The 14584-nt window shown below is 71.3% G+C and carries 10 protein-coding genes; 5 read left to right on the top strand and 5 right to left on the bottom strand.

Features of this window, described 5'->3' with window-relative positions:
* Nucleotides 1-93: 93 nt before the first annotated feature.
* The gene (locus ACU6RU_RS15550; protein WP_446727009.1) at nt 94-5607 is read right to left on the bottom strand and encodes a LamG-like jellyroll fold domain-containing protein; all 5514 of its coding nucleotides are present in this window, start codon (nt 5605-5607) and stop codon (nt 94-96) included.
* A gap of 166 nt (nt 5608-5773) precedes the next feature.
* On the opposite strand from ACU6RU_RS15550, the gene ACU6RU_RS15545 reads away from it, so the two are divergent.
* Nucleotides 5774-6508 carry a CDP-alcohol phosphatidyltransferase family protein gene (locus tag ACU6RU_RS15545; RefSeq protein ID WP_446727008.1) on the top strand — a complete coding sequence of 245 codons (735 nt, stop codon included), beginning with the start codon at nt 5774-5776 and terminating at the stop codon, nt 6506-6508.
* Nucleotides 6509-6518: 10 nt separating this feature from the next.
* Here ACU6RU_RS15545 and ACU6RU_RS15540 read toward each other — a convergent pair whose 3' ends face one another.
* The 3 genes from ACU6RU_RS15540 to ACU6RU_RS15530 are packed head-to-tail and all read right to left on the bottom strand — an operon-like array spanning nt 6519 to nt 9229.
* Nucleotides 6519-7232, bottom strand: coding sequence for an SGNH/GDSL hydrolase family protein (locus tag ACU6RU_RS15540; RefSeq protein WP_289330176.1), 714 nt, complete (start codon nt 7230-7232; stop codon nt 6519-6521).
* Nucleotides 7233-7257: 25 nt separating this feature from the next.
* Nucleotides 7258-7962, bottom strand: coding sequence for an acyltransferase (locus ACU6RU_RS15535; RefSeq protein ID WP_289330177.1), 705 nt, complete (start codon nt 7960-7962; stop codon nt 7258-7260).
* Nucleotides 7955-9229, bottom strand: coding sequence for a hypothetical protein (locus ACU6RU_RS15530; protein WP_120265281.1), 1275 nt, complete (start codon nt 9227-9229; stop codon nt 7955-7957). The genes ACU6RU_RS15535 and ACU6RU_RS15530 overlap by 8 nt, the downstream gene beginning before the upstream one ends.
* A 118-nt stretch (nt 9230-9347) precedes the next feature.
* Here ACU6RU_RS15530 and ACU6RU_RS15525 point away from each other — a divergent pair, with 118 nt between their 5' ends.
* The 4 genes from ACU6RU_RS15525 (at nt 9348) to ACU6RU_RS15510 (ending at nt 13118) form a co-directional block, all read left to right on the top strand.
* A complete protein-coding gene (locus tag ACU6RU_RS15525; RefSeq protein WP_120265280.1) occupies nt 9348-9884 on the top strand; it encodes a DapH/DapD/GlmU-related protein in 537 nt (178 codons plus the stop codon).
* A complete protein-coding gene (locus ACU6RU_RS15520) occupies nt 9881-10981 on the top strand; it encodes a glycosyltransferase (protein ID WP_446727007.1) in 1101 nt (366 codons plus the stop codon). The genes ACU6RU_RS15525 and ACU6RU_RS15520 overlap by 4 nt, the downstream gene beginning before the upstream one ends.
* Nucleotides 10982-11118: 137 nt before the next feature.
* On the top strand, nt 11119-12144 hold the full coding sequence (gmd, locus tag ACU6RU_RS15515) for a GDP-mannose 4,6-dehydratase (RefSeq protein ID WP_120265278.1): 1026 nt from the start codon (nt 11119-11121) through the stop codon (nt 12142-12144).
* A complete protein-coding gene (locus ACU6RU_RS15510) occupies nt 12132-13118 on the top strand; it encodes a GDP-L-fucose synthase family protein (protein WP_120265277.1) in 987 nt (328 codons plus the stop codon). The genes gmd and ACU6RU_RS15510 overlap by 13 nt, the downstream gene beginning before the upstream one ends.
* On the opposite strand, the gene ACU6RU_RS15505 is transcribed toward ACU6RU_RS15510, so the two are convergent.
* Nucleotides 13050-14570 (bottom strand): hypothetical protein, encoded by a 1521-nt coding sequence (locus tag ACU6RU_RS15505; RefSeq protein WP_289330180.1) that lies wholly within the window; start codon nt 14568-14570, stop codon nt 13050-13052. The two genes, ACU6RU_RS15510 and ACU6RU_RS15505, sit on opposite strands and share 69 nt — an antisense overlap.
* Nucleotides 14571-14584 lie beyond the last annotated feature (14 nt).

Raw genomic sequence — 14584 nt, 5'->3', positions numbered from 1 at the left:
GTGTGGCTGCAGCGCCAACGTCGGCGGCCCGGCCGACCATTCGGGTCGTCGGCCGGGCCGCCGTGTGCGACGCGAACGCCGCCCCCGCCCGGGTCAGGGCAGGGTGTAGGTGAGGGTCAGGGTCGGCCGCTGGCTCGCCGACGTCGCCTCGCGGGAGAACACGCGCAGGTTGTCGGCCGAGGTGGTCGAGACACGGAGCGTGACGCTCTGACCCAGGAGCGGCGCGAGCTGATCGGCAGCGAGAACCACACTGTACGGCGTGTTGGTGGCCGTGGCTCCCGACAGCGTTCCGATCGGGCTCGTGCCGCGAACGGTGGTCGGGCGGTTGTTCCAGGTCAGCGTGGCCTCGTCCCACGCCCCGTCCATCAGGTGCACGTCATGAGCACCCGCGCTGCCCGCCGACGGGTCGGTGGAGGTCCGCACGCCGAGCGTGGCCGAGACGAGCGTCGCGCCCACCGGGAGGGTGGGGAGCGTCAGCTTGAGGAAGCTCTGCTGACCCACGTCACCCCGCGAGACGAGCTGGTTCGACGTCGCGTAATTCTGCGTCGGCGTGTTGGCGTAGCCGGCGGCATCCGCGTCGACCGCGATCGTCGTCGTCACCGTCTGCACCGGTGCCACCACCGTCGCCGAGGCCGCCGCCGACGCCGCGCTGGCGTTCCCCGCGGCATCGCGGGCGACGACGCGGTACCAGTAGGTTCCCGGGGCGAGCCCCGGGTCGGTGTAGGTCGTTGCCGTGACGGCGGCGATCCGGGAGGCCGCGTCGGCGGCGAAGCCGGCTGTGGTCCCGCGGTGGAGGTCGTAGCCGGCGACTCCGACATCGTCGCTGCTCGCGGGCCACGAGACCTGAGCGGAACCGCCCGTGACCGCCACCGCAGGTGTCCCCGGCGCCGACGGCGCGGTGGTGTCGGGAGCGGTCACGATCACCGTCACCTCGTCCGACGCGGGCCCGGCGTTGCCTGCGGCGTCGAACGCGACCACCCGGTACACATAGGTACCCGGCTGGAGCGGGCCGTCCTGAGCGGTCGTCCCGGCCGTCTGCGCGACCCGGTTGCCGGCCGACACCGCGAAGCCGGGCGTGGTGCTCCGGTGGACGTCGTAGCGCACGACACCGCGGTCATCTGTCGCGGCAGTCCACGAGAGACCGGCCGTCGTGCCCGCCGCGTTCGCCTGCACACCCGTGGGCGCCGTGGGCGCCGCCGTGTCGGGTGCCGACAGCGGCGTGAACTCGAGCACGAGCACGGGACGGTACGAGCCGTTCGCCGCCTCCGACGACCACAGCCGCAGGTTGTCCGCGCCCGTCCCGGTCATCCGGAGCGTCGCGTTCTGTCCGAGGAGAGGCCGCAGCGATGCCGCCGAGAGGTCGACGGTGTACGCGGTGTTGACGGCGGGCGCCTGCCCGAGCCGTCCGGCCCCGGCGCCCGGCGTCGAGGGACGGGTGTTCCACGTGACCGTCGACTCGTTCCAGGCGTCTCCGATGATCGCGAAGTCGGTCGGTTCTACCGTGCCCGCGGACGGGTCGGTCGAGGTCCGGAGCTTCAGGGTCACCCGCGTCAGCGCCGTGCCGTTCGGAGCTGACGGCAGCGGGGCCGACAGCAGCGACTCGATCTGGCTGGTGCCGCCGCGACTGGAGATCTGCGTGCTCGCGCCGTAGTTCGTGCCGGGCACGCCCTGCACCACCATCGCGTCGTCGGCCACCGGGACCGTGACCACGACCGGCTCGACCGACTCGATCGTGACGGCGACGGATGCCGCGGTCCCGATGTTGCCGGAGACATCGACCGCCGTGATCTTGTAGTGGTACACGCCGGGCGCGAGGCCGGGGTCGTCGAACGCCAGGTCGGTGACCTCGGCGACGCGGTTGGTCTCGTCGGCGGTGAAGGAGGCATCGGAGCCGCGGTGCACCCGGTATCCGGCGACCCCTCGGTCGTCCGTGGCCGCGGTCCAGCGCACCTGCACGGTGCCGTCGACCAGCGTGGCCGTGGCTGTGGCCGGTGCCGAGGGCGGCGTCGTGTCGGGGGCGGTCACCGTCGCCGGGAGCGATGACGGAGAGGCCGCGCTGACGTTGCCCGCGGCGTCGGATGCGGTGACGCGGTAGTAGTACGTGCCGGGTGCGGGCGACGGATCGGTGAATCCGGTCGTCGCCGTCGTGCCGACGACGTTCGAGGCATCCGCCGTGAAATCGGCCGTCGTGCCGCGGTGGACGGTGTAGCCCGTGACCGCGACATCATCGGCGACCGCGGTCCACGTCAGCGAGACCCCGTCGGAGGCGGCCGTCGCGAGCGGGGCGACCGGCGTCTGCGGGGGCGTCGTGTCGAGGAGGTCGACCTGCACGGCGTCCGTGGCGGGTCCGACGTTGCCGGCGGCGTCGACCGCGACGACGCGGTAGTACCGCGTGCCGGGCACCTGCGCCGTGTCGACGAATCCGGTCGTGATGCTTGTCCCGAGGCGCGTGTCCTCACTGGGCGCGAAGTCGGCCGTCGTGCCGCGGTAGACCGTGTACGACACCACCGCGTGGTCGTCGGTCGCGGCTGCCCATGAGAGATGCACGCCGTCTGCCGATGCCTGCGCAGACAGTGCCGTGGGCGCGGCCGGCGGGGTGGTGTCGGCGATGCCGATCGCGTGGTGGCGCGCCACCGTGGCCGCGTCGAGCGTCGTCGGATAGATCGCGAACTCGTCGAGCTCGCCGTCGAAGTAGAACGACGGGGGCTGGCCGGGCCAGCCGCCGAGGTTGCCGCCGCCGATGCGCCAGTACCCGTCGCCGGTCTCGGCGCCCGTCTGGCCGTTCGCGGCCACGAGCTCGCCGTCGACGTAGAGTTTGCGGCCGGTCTCGTCGATGACGGCGACGGCGTGGTGCCAGACGTTGTCGTTGTATGACGTCGCCGATTCGACCGTGGCGACGTAGCCCGGGTAGGACCCCCAGATCAGTCGGCCGTCGTTGGTCATGTACAGCTGCTTGTCGTAGCTCGAGCCGTTGCCGGTCGGCACGTTCTCGAACCCGAACAGCTTGCCGCCCGCGGTCGTGTCGGTGCGGAACCAGATCTCTCCCGAGGTGGTCGGCGAGGGAGCGGTCCGCTGGCCGAGCGCCACGGTGCCCGAGTCGTTGCCCGGGAGCGAGACCGATCCGCTGCCCGAGACCGCACCCGAGGGCTGGGTCTGAGCACCGACGTTGTATACGCCGGGGCTCGTGCCGAACAGCGACGAGTCGGCTGCCGTGGCCCCGGTGTCGTCGAACCGCCAGTACACGGAGGGCTCGGCTCCGAAGACGGCGGCGCCGTAGGCGTCGGCGGGAGCGGTGTTCAGATCGAGCGTCCGACCGGATGCCTGATAGTGGGCGGCCACGCGCGCGGCAGGGAGAGCGCTCGGGTAGATCGCGACCTCGTCGATCAGTCCGCCGAAGAAGTTGCTGGAGGGCTGCCCCGGCCAGCCTCCCAGCTGGTCGCCGCCGACCCGCCAGACGCCCCAGTACGACTGCTGATCGCGGTTGCTGTTCGACGCCACACGCAGCCCGTCGACGTAGAGCGCCATTCCGCTCGCGCCCTGCGTGGCGACGACGTGGTGCCACTGCCCGTCGTTGAGCGGCTGGGGGCTGGTCACGGTCGACGCGCCGCCGACCCAGACGCCGAAGGTGATGCGGCCGTCGTTCTGCATGTACACGTGGCGGTCGTACGAGCCGCTGAGGTTCGAGATGTTGGAGCCGGTGCGCGGACGCCCGTTGCCGAAGCCGGCGATCTTGCCGCCCGCTGTCGTCGTCGTGTTGATCCACGCCTCGACGGTGTACGTCGACGGACCCGGGCGCAGCTGGTCGGTGATGGCGTAGTCGTCGACACCGTCGAACCGGAGCGAGCCTCCCGCAGCCGGCACCGCACCGTCGGCCGAGACGGTCGCCCCGTCCATGAGAGTGGCGGGGACGGCGTCGGTGCGGGTCTGCGCCGCACCCGAGTCGTGGGCCCAGGTGCCGTTGGTCGAGCCGGACCACAGGCTCGTGGGCCCGTCCGCGCGTACCGCCGCGGGGTAGTCGGCACCGGCCGCACGGGCCGTTGCGCTCACCGCTGCCGAGCGGGCCGAGGTGTTGGTGCCGTCGCTGGCGGTGACGCGGTAGGTGTAGCTCGCGCCGGGCGTGACGTCGGCGTCGACGAAGGTGACCTGCGGGCGTTCCCACCACAGCGACCTGCCCGTGCCGCTCCAGACGGGTTCGGTCGCGTTGCCGCGGTAGACGCTGTAGGTCAGGTGGCTGTCATCGGCATCGACGACGGTGCGGAAGCGTACCTGGATGGTGCCGTCACTCGTGGCCTGTGCGCTGGCGACAGGCGTGGGCGGGGCGCCGGTGTCCTGCGGCCCGAACCGGGTGAGCCCCTGCTGGGCGCGACCGTTGATCGTTGTGAAGTCACCGCCGGACCACAGGTAGCGCTGTCCGCTCGCGTTGCCGGTCGCGACGGCGAGCGCGCGGGGGCCGATGCCCTCGCCGATGCCGTCGTTGCCGAGCGGGAGCCAGCCGAGCACCTCCATCGAGTCGGGGTTCTGCGCCATGAAGTAGCGGCGGATGCCGTCGTTGAAGGCGTTGATCCCGCTGCAGTCGTGGGCGTGGCTGGCCGAGTAGAGCGTTCCCTGGTACATCACGAGCGACTGCGTCGCGCCGAGGCACGTGTCGCGCCAGACCTGGTCGCCCGTCGCCCACGAGAACGCCGCCTTGCCGTCGAACACGCCGCCGCCGGTCCCCTCGTTGCCGATGTAGAAGCGACCGTCGCCGCCGTCGATGATCGTCTTGGTGACCGAGGTGTCGGGAATGAACCCCGGGCTGTAGGTGCGCAGCACCTGGCCGCCGCTGCCGTCGGTCAGGCTGGCACCGCTGACGATGGCGATGGAGTGCGAGTACTGCCCGTTGATCGAGAACAGGTCGCCGCCGACGACGACCTTCGCACCGTCGGGTGACACGGCGATCGCACGGCCCTCGTTGACCTCCTTCGGCAGGTCGGTGCGGCCGCGGACGGCGTTGGCGGTCCACGGCAGCAGTGCGCCGGTCGTCGCGTCGAACGCGGCGAAGGCCTCGCGGGTCTGTCCTCCGACAGTCTTGAAGAGGCCGCCGGCGTAGAGCACGTTGCCGTGGGTGGCGAGGGCGGTGACGGTCGAACCGGGCAACGGCGCACGGAACGGCGCGACCGTGCACGCCTGGACGTCGAGCACCGCGATCCGGGCGACGTTGACTCCGCCGATGGTCGAGAAGTTGCCGGCGACGTAGACGCGCGACTGATCGGCGCTGACCGCGATCGCCCGCACCGTCGGAGTACCGCCGCTGAGCGTGACGGCGAACTGGCAGGCGTCGGGCTCGCCGGTCTCGGCATCGAGGATGACGAGGGCGTTCCTGGCCCGAGCGGCATCCGATCGGCCCGCCGGCGGGCGGATCTGCGAGAACGTGCCGCCGGCGACGACCTTGCCCCCGGCAGCGCCCAGGGCGTACACGGTGCCGTTGGTCTGCCAGGTGGACTGGTCGTCGGCGGCGAACGAGACGCCGGGCGACAGAGCGGATGCCGGGGCTGTGATCCCCACGACTCCGGCCCCGATGAAAAGAGCCAAGACGGCAGCGGCGACGGCCGCGATGCGTGTACGCACGAGTGTTCCCCAATTTTGCGCGCCCTCACGGACGCTCCCCAGAACGCGCGACCCCCGTCGCACGTCGTTCCCCAAGCCCGGATCGGTGCCCCAGCACCACTCCGACTTCGTGCATCGTACACTGTGGCCCAGGGGACGCATAGATCGGATTCGGCCGATCGGCGCGATGGGGGAAACAGTGCGATTCAGCGACGCGTGGGGAAGTCTGCGACAGGCCCAGAAGGGCAAGCGAGGGGTCTCGCTCTATTCGCGGTGGGTCAACCGGCCGCTCGGGCGGGTGTTCGCCGCCGCGGCGGCTGCGACGGGGATCGGCCCGAACACGGTGACGGCGCTCTCCGCGCTCGCGACGACAGCGGGACTCGTCGTCGTCGCGGCCGTTCCGACGACCGCCTGGAGCGGCGTCACCGCTGCGGCTCTGCTGGTCATCGGCTTCGCCCTGGATTCGGCGGACGGCCAAGTCGCACGTCTGACCGGCGCCTCGTCACGTGCGGGGGAATGGCTCGACCACGTCGTCGACGCCGGCAAGATGGTGGGCGTGCACGCCGCGGTGCTCATCGGCTTCACCGGCGGCGGTCGCTCAGGCGGGGCCTGGCTGCTGCTCCCCCTCGCGTACGCGCTCATCGCGGTCGTGCTCTTCGCGGGTCTGACGCTCTACTCTCTGCTCGCGCCTCGGTCGGGCGCGACGCCGCCGCCGTCGACGCTGCGGGCGGTGCTGCTCCTGCCCGCCGACTACGGCGTCCTCGCCGTGGCGTTCGTGCTGTGGGGCGCGCCGGAGATCTTCGTCGTCGTCTACTCCGCGTTGCTGCTCGCCACCACCGGCATCACGGTACTGCTCTCTCGCAAGTGGTTCCGGTCGCTGGCCGCCCCGGTCGGCGCCGCGCCGCCGGGCGCCCCCGCCTAGACTGCGCCGATCAGCCGAGCGCCGCGATCACGGCCTGGGCGATGGCCTCGTGTCCCGCATCGTTGGGATGGACCCCATCGGGAGCGAGCAGTCCGCTGTCGCCCGCCAGGGGCTGTCCGATGTCGAGCCAGACAGCGCCCACGCGCTGCGCGTCCGCCTCGACGATGCGCGACAGCTCCTGAACGGCCTCCGGCGCCTGGTCGTGCCAGAGTACATCGGTGACGTAGACGCGACTGCCGGGATAGGCCGCCGCCAGGGTGTCGAAGAAGTCGGCGACATCCGCGTCGACCGGCGCCTGGCCGATGTCGTTGCGCCCGCCGGACACGATCACGATGTCAGGCACGAGCGAGGCGCCCTCGCGGGCCATCTCGCCGAAGGCGGGGCATTCGTCGCGGCCGCAGGCCGCCGGTGCGGCCTCACCCGTCACGCGCGCGGCGTAGCCGGTCCCGCCCCGCGCGAGGTTGCGCACCCGCCATCCCTCGGCCTCGCCGACGAGGCTCGCCCACCCGAGGGCTTTGTCGGATGCCCCGACGCCGGCCGTGTACGAATCACCGAGGAACACCACGATCGGCGCGGATTGCACCTCGGAGGCGGGGCTCGAACGCAGCGCAGCCCCGCCGGCGAGAACTCCGCCGATGGCCACCGCGGAGAGCGCGACCGCCCATACCGGCAAGCCGCCCCAGTCGATCTGCCACCAGTGGCCGCCGCCGCGATGCGTTCGCATCCTCGTTCTCATCGCACACCCGCTCTCATCGCGTGGACACGATCTCGTCCGTCGCCGGAATCCAGAGGTCGTGGGTCGAGGTCTCGCGTCGGTCGAACCAGGCGCCCGAGACGGTGCCGCGCAGGGTGGCGGGCACCCCCGCCCACAGACCCGCGTCGGGCACCCCGCGGGCACGGGTCAGGACCGATCCCGCCCCGAGCACCGATCGGGGCGGCAGCACCGCACCGCCCAGGATGAGCACGCGCGTGCCCACGAACGACCGCTCGCCGATGACGACCGGGAAGGCGGCCTGCGCGTTCCGCTGGAGATCCACACTGTGCGACATCACACGGCTCTGGTGTCCCGCCAGCGATGCGAATGCCCCCAGCGTCAGCGAGCCCGAGCAGTCGAGCTGGTGGCGGCTGGTGATCTTCGCGTGGTCGCCGAGAATCAGCCGTCCCCCCTCCGGCAGGTGCCGGAGGAAGAGGGGATGCGACGAGATGAGGTTCCAGCGCCCCAGCATGGCGTCGCGTCCGAGCCGGATCTCGCGCATGTTCTTCACCACGTTCGCCGAACCGAACGTGGCACCCGGGTCGAGCTCGAACGACGCGACGCGCCACACGATGCTCGCCCGTGCGCGGGCCGTGGTGTGGATGCGGTGGCCGGCTCGGCGCAGGAGCGCATTCTTCAGGCGACTCGCGGGCAGCAGCCACAGTGCCAGCCTCAGCAGGTCGCGGACCTTGTCAGGCATCGATCTCCTCCCGGATGACAGCGGATCTGTTCGATCGGATGGTGCGTGAGGCGGCGACCGCTTCGACGGCGCCGCGCGTGAGGAGTCCCACCACGACGGCCCCGAGAGCGCCCGGCGCGGCCCACAGGATCGCGCCGAGCGCGACGAGGGGGACAACCACGACCGTGCTGATGAGAGTCGCCTGCGCGCCGATACGCAGCCGCCCCAGCGAGGGCAGCAGCGCCTTGGCGACCAGCGACTCGAAGAAGTTGACCGCGACGAACAGCGCCATCAGGACGATCGCCAGCGGCATGACGTCGATCTCGCCGTTGCCCAGCCAGTCCAGTGCCGCGCCGCCGGCCATCGCGACCGCGGTGCCGATCACGAGCGACATCCCGCTGCCGACGAGCAGGGCGCTTCGAGCCCGTGATGCGCTCTCGGCGCCATCGCGACGGGGCACCCAGCCCTGGGCGACCGTGATGACCGGCTGCAGGGCGACACCGACCTGTCGCTGGAACTTGTCGACGAGGGCGAAGACCGGCTGCGCGGCCGGCGCGACGACAGAGACGACCACGAGCGGGAGGGCGATGTAGATCGCTGATCCGAGAGCCGACCCCATGCCGTGACGCTGATCGGCCAGGACGCGCAGCAGCCGACCCGGCGGCGGCGCCGATGCGCGGTGGCGTCGCGAGGAGACCAGGATCCACACGGTCGAGCAGGCGAATGCCGCGACCATGCCGCCCAGCATGCCGGTCAGCCCCACGGCGGCTCCGCCGCCGCCGAGCATGAGCGCGATGCCGACCCCGGTGCCGACCACGCGCGGCAGGGTCTCGGCCAGCAACAGCGAGAACGGCGCCCCGCGTCCGACGAAGTACCAGTTCGCCGAGACGCCGGCAGCGGCCGCTGTCACCGCCCCGAGGGCGGCCAGGCCCGGCGACTGTGGGGCGATCGCGGCCGCGGCGAGACTGCTCGTGAGCGCGATCGGCGCGAAGAGCGCGAGCCGTGCGCGGACCGACTCGATGTACGCCGTGCGGCGTGAGGACTCGTCGGCGACGGCGATGCGCGCCGGGCCGGAGACGCCCCAGCCGAACCCGATCGCAGCGGCGGCGATGGCGCCTACGGCTTGTCCGAGCGCGATCGCCCCCCAGCCTCGATCGCCCTCCGCCGCGACCATCACCGGAATGGCCGCCAGCGATGCAATCGCCAGCAGCCCGATGGACAGGGCGAAACCCGACATCCTGCCGAGCCCGCCCGAGAGGCGGCGCAGTCGCCGCCGTACGTCGGACATTCCCCCATACCCCCGAATCCGGGCCGCGTCCCCACGCCTGCCCGTACGGAGGACGGTACCGCATCGGCGCGGCATCTGTCTCCAGCCGATCCCGCGGCCGTGTGTACGATGAGGCGCCATGGGGGAACGGCGACGGCTCGCTGGGTTCAGCGGCAGGGGATACGACAAGGGCCGCGGGCCCGTCTGGCAAGCGGCGTGGCAGCTCGCCTCGGCGATCGGGGTGATGCCGTGGTTCGTCCCGGTCCGCGTCCGGGTCGCGGTGCTGCGTGCGTTCGGGGCCCGCATCGGAAACGGTGTGAATCTGCGCGCCGGGGTCCGCGTCCACTGGCCCTGGAAGCTCACGATCGGCGATGACACCTGGATCGGCGAGCGCGCCTGGATCTTGAATCTCGAGCCGGTTTCGATCGGCAGCGATGTCTGCATCTCGCAGGGCGCGCTGCTGTGCACCGGGAGCCACGATCATCGATCACCCACCTTCGAGTTCGACAATGCGCCGATCGTCGTCGAAGACGGCGCGTGGGTGGCCGCCCGCGCCACGGTGCTGCGCGGCGTCCGCATCGGAGCGGACGCTGTGATCGGAGCCACGGCGCTCGTCGTCCGCGACGTGCCCGCCGGCGCGACCGTGCTCGCCCCGGCCGCGGTCGTGCGGTCGTGAGGGTCCTCGCCGTCGTCACCCTGGTGAGCCCGCACGGCGAGTACGGCGGACCCCTCCGGGTGGCGCTGAACCAGCTCGCGGCATTGCGGGATCTCGGGCACGACGTCGTGCTCGCGGGCGCGGCGCGGGGGTACGACGTCATTCCCACCGACATCGACGGCATCCCGGCCCGACTCTTCCCGGCACGTACGCTCATCCCGGGCATCGGGTTCGCGGGCGTCGGATCGCCCGCACTGCTGCGTGCGCTCCGCCGGCACGTCGACGAATTCGACGTCGTGCACGTGCATGCCGCGCGCGACCTCGTCACTCTGCCCGCCGCCCGGATCGCGCGCTCGCGCGGGGTCGCCACCGTCCTCCAGACCCACGGGATGATCGACGAGTCGACGAATCCGCTCGCAATCCCCCTCGACGCGGTGCTGACGCGCCCGGCACTGGCAGGGGCACGCATCGTGACCTACCTGACCGAGCGCGAACGCGCCTCGCTCGAGACCATCGGCCGGGGCCGTGCGCAGCTGGTCGAGCTTCCCAACGGGGTTCCGACGGCACCCGCAGCCGCCCCGCTCGGGCCCGAGCTGCTGTACCTCGCCCGGCTCGCACCCCGGAAACGGCCGGTGCAGTTCGTCGAGGCCGCGGCGCGACTGGCGCCCGAGTTCCCCGAGGCCCGCTTCCGCCTCGTCGGCCCCGACGAAGGCGAGGGCGACGCCGTCCGCGCGGCCATCGAGGCGTCGGGCCACCCCGAGCGCATCCGCTGGGAGGGTGCGTTGGAGCCCGCACGCACGGGAGAGCGGATGCGGCGAGCCAGCGGCTACGTGCTCCCGGCAGTCGACGAGCCCTACCCGATGTCGGTGCTCGAAGCCATGTCCGCGGGTCTGCCCGTGGTCGTCACGGACTCCTGCGGACTGGCCCCGGCTGTGCGCGACGCCGGGGCGGGATTCGTCACCGACGGTGGACTCGAACCCCTCGTCACGGCGATGCGGCGACTGCTCGCCGACCCGGCGGATGCACGCCTGCGCGGCGAACGCGGCCGCGACCTGACACGCGAGCGGTTCACGATGCCCGCGATCGCCGAGAGGCTGGTCGAGCTGTACGCGCGGTGACCCGCGCTTGTGGTGGACAGCTCGACATCCCTATACTCGCAACACCGTCGATTTGGGGATCGGCACGCGCCGAGCGGAGGGGTCCGCTCGGGTCGCGCGACGGGGCTGCAGCGCCGAGGCTTTGGGGGAGAACGCTCATGAAGCGTGCATTCATCACCGGCATCACGGGCCAGGACGGGTCCTATCTCGCCGAGCTCCTGCTCGCGAAGGGCTACGAGGTCCACGGCCTGGTGCGGCGGGCGTCGACGTTCAACACGTCGCGCATCGACCACCTGTACGTCGACCCGCACGAGGTGGGGGCACGCCTCTTCCTGCACTACGGCGATCTCAGCGACGGCGTCCGCATGACGACGCTGCTCGCGCAGATCCAGCCGGACGAGGTCTACAACCTCGGTGCGCAGTCGCACGTGCGCGTGTCGTTCGACGAGCCCGAGCACACCGCTGACACCACCGGAACCGGCTCGGTGCGGCTCCTGGATGCCGTGCGCATGTCAGGGGTCCGGGCCCGCTTCTACCAGGCGTCCTCCTCCGAGCTGTACGGCGCCACGCCTCCGCCGCAGAGCGAGACCACGCCGTTCTACCCGCGCTCGCCGTATGCCGCCGCGAAGCTCTACAGCTACTGGATCACGAAGAACTACCGCGAGGCCTACGACATGTTCGCGGTCAACGGCATCCTCTTCAACCACGAGTCGCCCCGCCGAGGCGAGACGTTCGTGACCCGCAAGATCACGCGCGCCGTGGCAGCGATCAAGCTCGGCGTTCAGGACCACGTGTACCTCGGCAACATCGACGCCGTCCGCGACTGGGGCTACGCCGCCGAGTACGTCGAGGGGATGTGGCGGATGCTGCAGGCCGACGAGCCGGAGGACTTCGTGCTCGCGACCGGCATCGGTATCACCGTTCGCGACTTCCTCGAAGCGGCCTTCGCCCACGCGGGTCTCGATTGGCGGCGCCATGTCCGCTTCGACGAGCGCTACCTGCGTCCGACCGAGGTCGACGCGCTGATCGGAGACCCGAGCAAGGCCGAGGAGAAGCTCGGCTGGAAGGCCACGGTCGGCCCGCTGGAGCTCGCACGCATCATGGTGGACGCCGACATCCGCGCCCTCGAGTTCGCGGGTCGCCCGTGGATCGATACGGTCGCCCTCTCGGGATGGGCCGCGTGAGCGACGGGCTCGCATTCGACCCGACCCGGCTCGATCGGCACGCGACGTTCTTCGTCGCGGGTCATCGAGGCCTGGCCGGCAGCGCGGTGGTCCGTCGACTCGAAGCCGAGGGCTTCGACCGCCTCCTCACCCGCACCTCAGCCGAACTGGATCTCACCGAACGCGGGGACGTCTTCCGATTCTTCCGCGCGCACCGCCCGCGCTACGTCGTGCTGGCCGCGGCGAAGGTGGGCGGCATCCTCGCGAACAGCACCTATCCGGCCGACTTCCTGAGCATCAACATCCGGATCCAGTCCAACGTGATGGATGCCGCGGCCGAAGTGGGAGTCGAGCGGCTGGTCTTCCTCGGATCGTCGTGCATCTACCCGAAGTTCGCGCCGCAGCCACTGCGCGAGGACAGTCTTCTCACCGGCCATCTCGAGCCGACGAACGACGCCTATGCCATCGCGAAGATCGCCGGAATCCTGAACGTCCAAGCCGTGCGGCGACAGCACGGTCTCCCTTGGATCTCCGTCATGCCGACGAACCTGTACGGACCGAACGACAACTTCTCGCCGCTCGGATCCCACGTACTGCCCGCGCTCATCCGTCGCTACGATGAGGCCGCCGCGCTCGGCAGCGCGGTGGTCACCAACTGGGGGTCGGGCACGCCGCGTCGGGAGTTCATGCACGCCGACGACCTGGCCTCGGCGATCGTGCACCTCATGGAGCATTACGACGGGGCCTCTCACGTGAACATCGGCACCGGTCAGGACACGACGATCCGCGAGGTCGCCGAGCAGATCGCGACGATCACGGGCTACCGCGGAGAGACGCGCTGGGACACGACCAAGCCCGACGGCACTCCGCAGAAGCTCCTCGACATCTCACTGCTGCGCTCGACGGGCTGGACGCCGAGCATCGGGCTACGCGGCGGGCTGGCCCGGACCATCGCCTGGTACCGGCGCAGCCACGCCGAGCTCCGCGCCGCCTGATCCTGCGCGGCTCGGTCCGAGCGGCGCCTCCTCCCCGTCGCCGGGTGAATGCACCCGCCCGGCGACGAGGAGGAGGCAGACGATCATCACGGTCGTCGCACCGGTTGCCTGGAGCAGCGAGCCGCGCATCAGGATCGTCATGTATACCGGCAGGACCGCCCCGGCGATCGCCCAGACGCCGCCGGAAGCGAATGCCGTCACGATCCTGACGTCCATCACCCGCAGCACGATGCCCAGTCCGACGAAGACGATGACGACGGCGACGATGCCGCCGTTGACCATGGCCTCCGCCCACACCGGCGCCGAGAGGTTGTCGAAGCTGTATCCCCGGTACTCGGCGAGCACGATGCCGGTGTCGGTGGGCTTGTCGGGCCAGATCGACCGCGGCACCCAGAACAGGATGCTGCCGAGGAACTGTCGAGCCGGCTCCACGAGGCCGTCGAGCCAGTAGGCGAGCGAGTTCGCCACCTGCCAGAACGCGTCGTAATCGGGGTTCGCCAGATACTCGCCGAAGAAGCTGGTCCGGTTGACCCGCACCTCATCGGTGCGGAAGGCGTCGGCGATCGGGAAGAGGAACAGGAACGCCACGATCGCGGCGAGCATCGTGAGGCGGGCTCGGAGGCGGGTGGAGGCCGCGCCGGCGAAGATCGCCAGCGCGACGGCGACGGTTCCGAAGGTGTACCGCGCGCTCGCGACCGGGTTCACGATCAGGAGCAGGACGACCGAGGCGGCGAGAGCCGCGACCGTGTACGCGATGCGTGCGGCCCGTGAGACCGCGACTCGTCGCAGCTGCGCCAGCGCACCGGTCGCGATGAGCAGCGGGTAGACCGACGCCGCGTACATGACGGCACGCACGGCAGGGTCGGGCCAGCGCGCCTCGCGAGCCGCGAAAGCCGCCTCGCGGCTGCCGAGGGCTGCGGCGGGGCCGAGCTGCGCGACGAAGAACACGCTGATACCGAGCCCGACCACCGCGAGTCCGACGGTCCGTGCCGCGCTGACCGGTCGGGGCGCCTGCCCCGCATGCGGCGGACGCGCATGTTGCCGCAGCATCCATGCGGCACGCGCGACCTCGTAACAGGCGATGCCGAGGGCGACGATCCCTGCCGTCGGCAGATCGAAGGCCGGATCGATGCCGGGGGTCGTTGTCGAGACCGCGTCGGCGCGGATCTGCGCGGTCGGCGCCAGCCCCATGAAGATGTATGCGAACACCCAGAAGAAGAAGTCGAACAGGTGGGGGCGGCCCGACACCCACGACAGCGAGAGCCGGATGCCGCCGTAGATCATGATCAGCAGCGTGACGACCCACGCCTCGCTTCGTCCCCGGTCGGGGATGTCGGACACCAGAGCGAGCGGCATCACGACGCTCAGCACGCCGATCGACAGCGCGACGAGTGCGATGCGCGCGCCGCCGCGCAACGACGTCTCGCCGATCGTTCCGGTCTGCTTCCCCACGAGCCTCCCCCTCG

Source organism: Microbacterium sp. F1-18 (genome assembly GCF_052921305.1).
Note: the sequence above shows the minus strand (reverse complement) of the source record. Positions and strands in the feature narration are given on the sequence as shown.

Coding starts and splice junctions, on each gene's coding strand:
- ACU6RU_RS15545 (WP_446727008.1), top strand. CDS start 5,774: ATGGGGGAAACAGTGCGATTCAGCGACGCGTGGGGAAGTCTGCGACAG.
- ACU6RU_RS15525 (WP_120265280.1), top strand. CDS start 9,348: ATGGGGGAACGGCGACGGCTCGCTGGGTTCAGCGGCAGGGGATACGAC.
- ACU6RU_RS15530 (WP_120265281.1), bottom strand. CDS start 9,229: ATGTCCGACGTACGGCGGCGACTGCGCCGCCTCTCGGGCGGGCTCGGC.
- ACU6RU_RS15540 (WP_289330176.1), bottom strand. CDS start 7,232: ATGCGAACGCATCGCGGCGGCGGCCACTGGTGGCAGATCGACTGGGGC.
- ACU6RU_RS15535 (WP_289330177.1), bottom strand. CDS start 7,962: ATGCCTGACAAGGTCCGCGACCTGCTGAGGCTGGCACTGTGGCTGCTG.
- ACU6RU_RS15510 (WP_120265277.1), top strand. CDS start 12,132: ATGGGCCGCGTGAGCGACGGGCTCGCATTCGACCCGACCCGGCTCGAT.
- gmd (WP_120265278.1), top strand. CDS start 11,119: ATGAAGCGTGCATTCATCACCGGCATCACGGGCCAGGACGGGTCCTAT.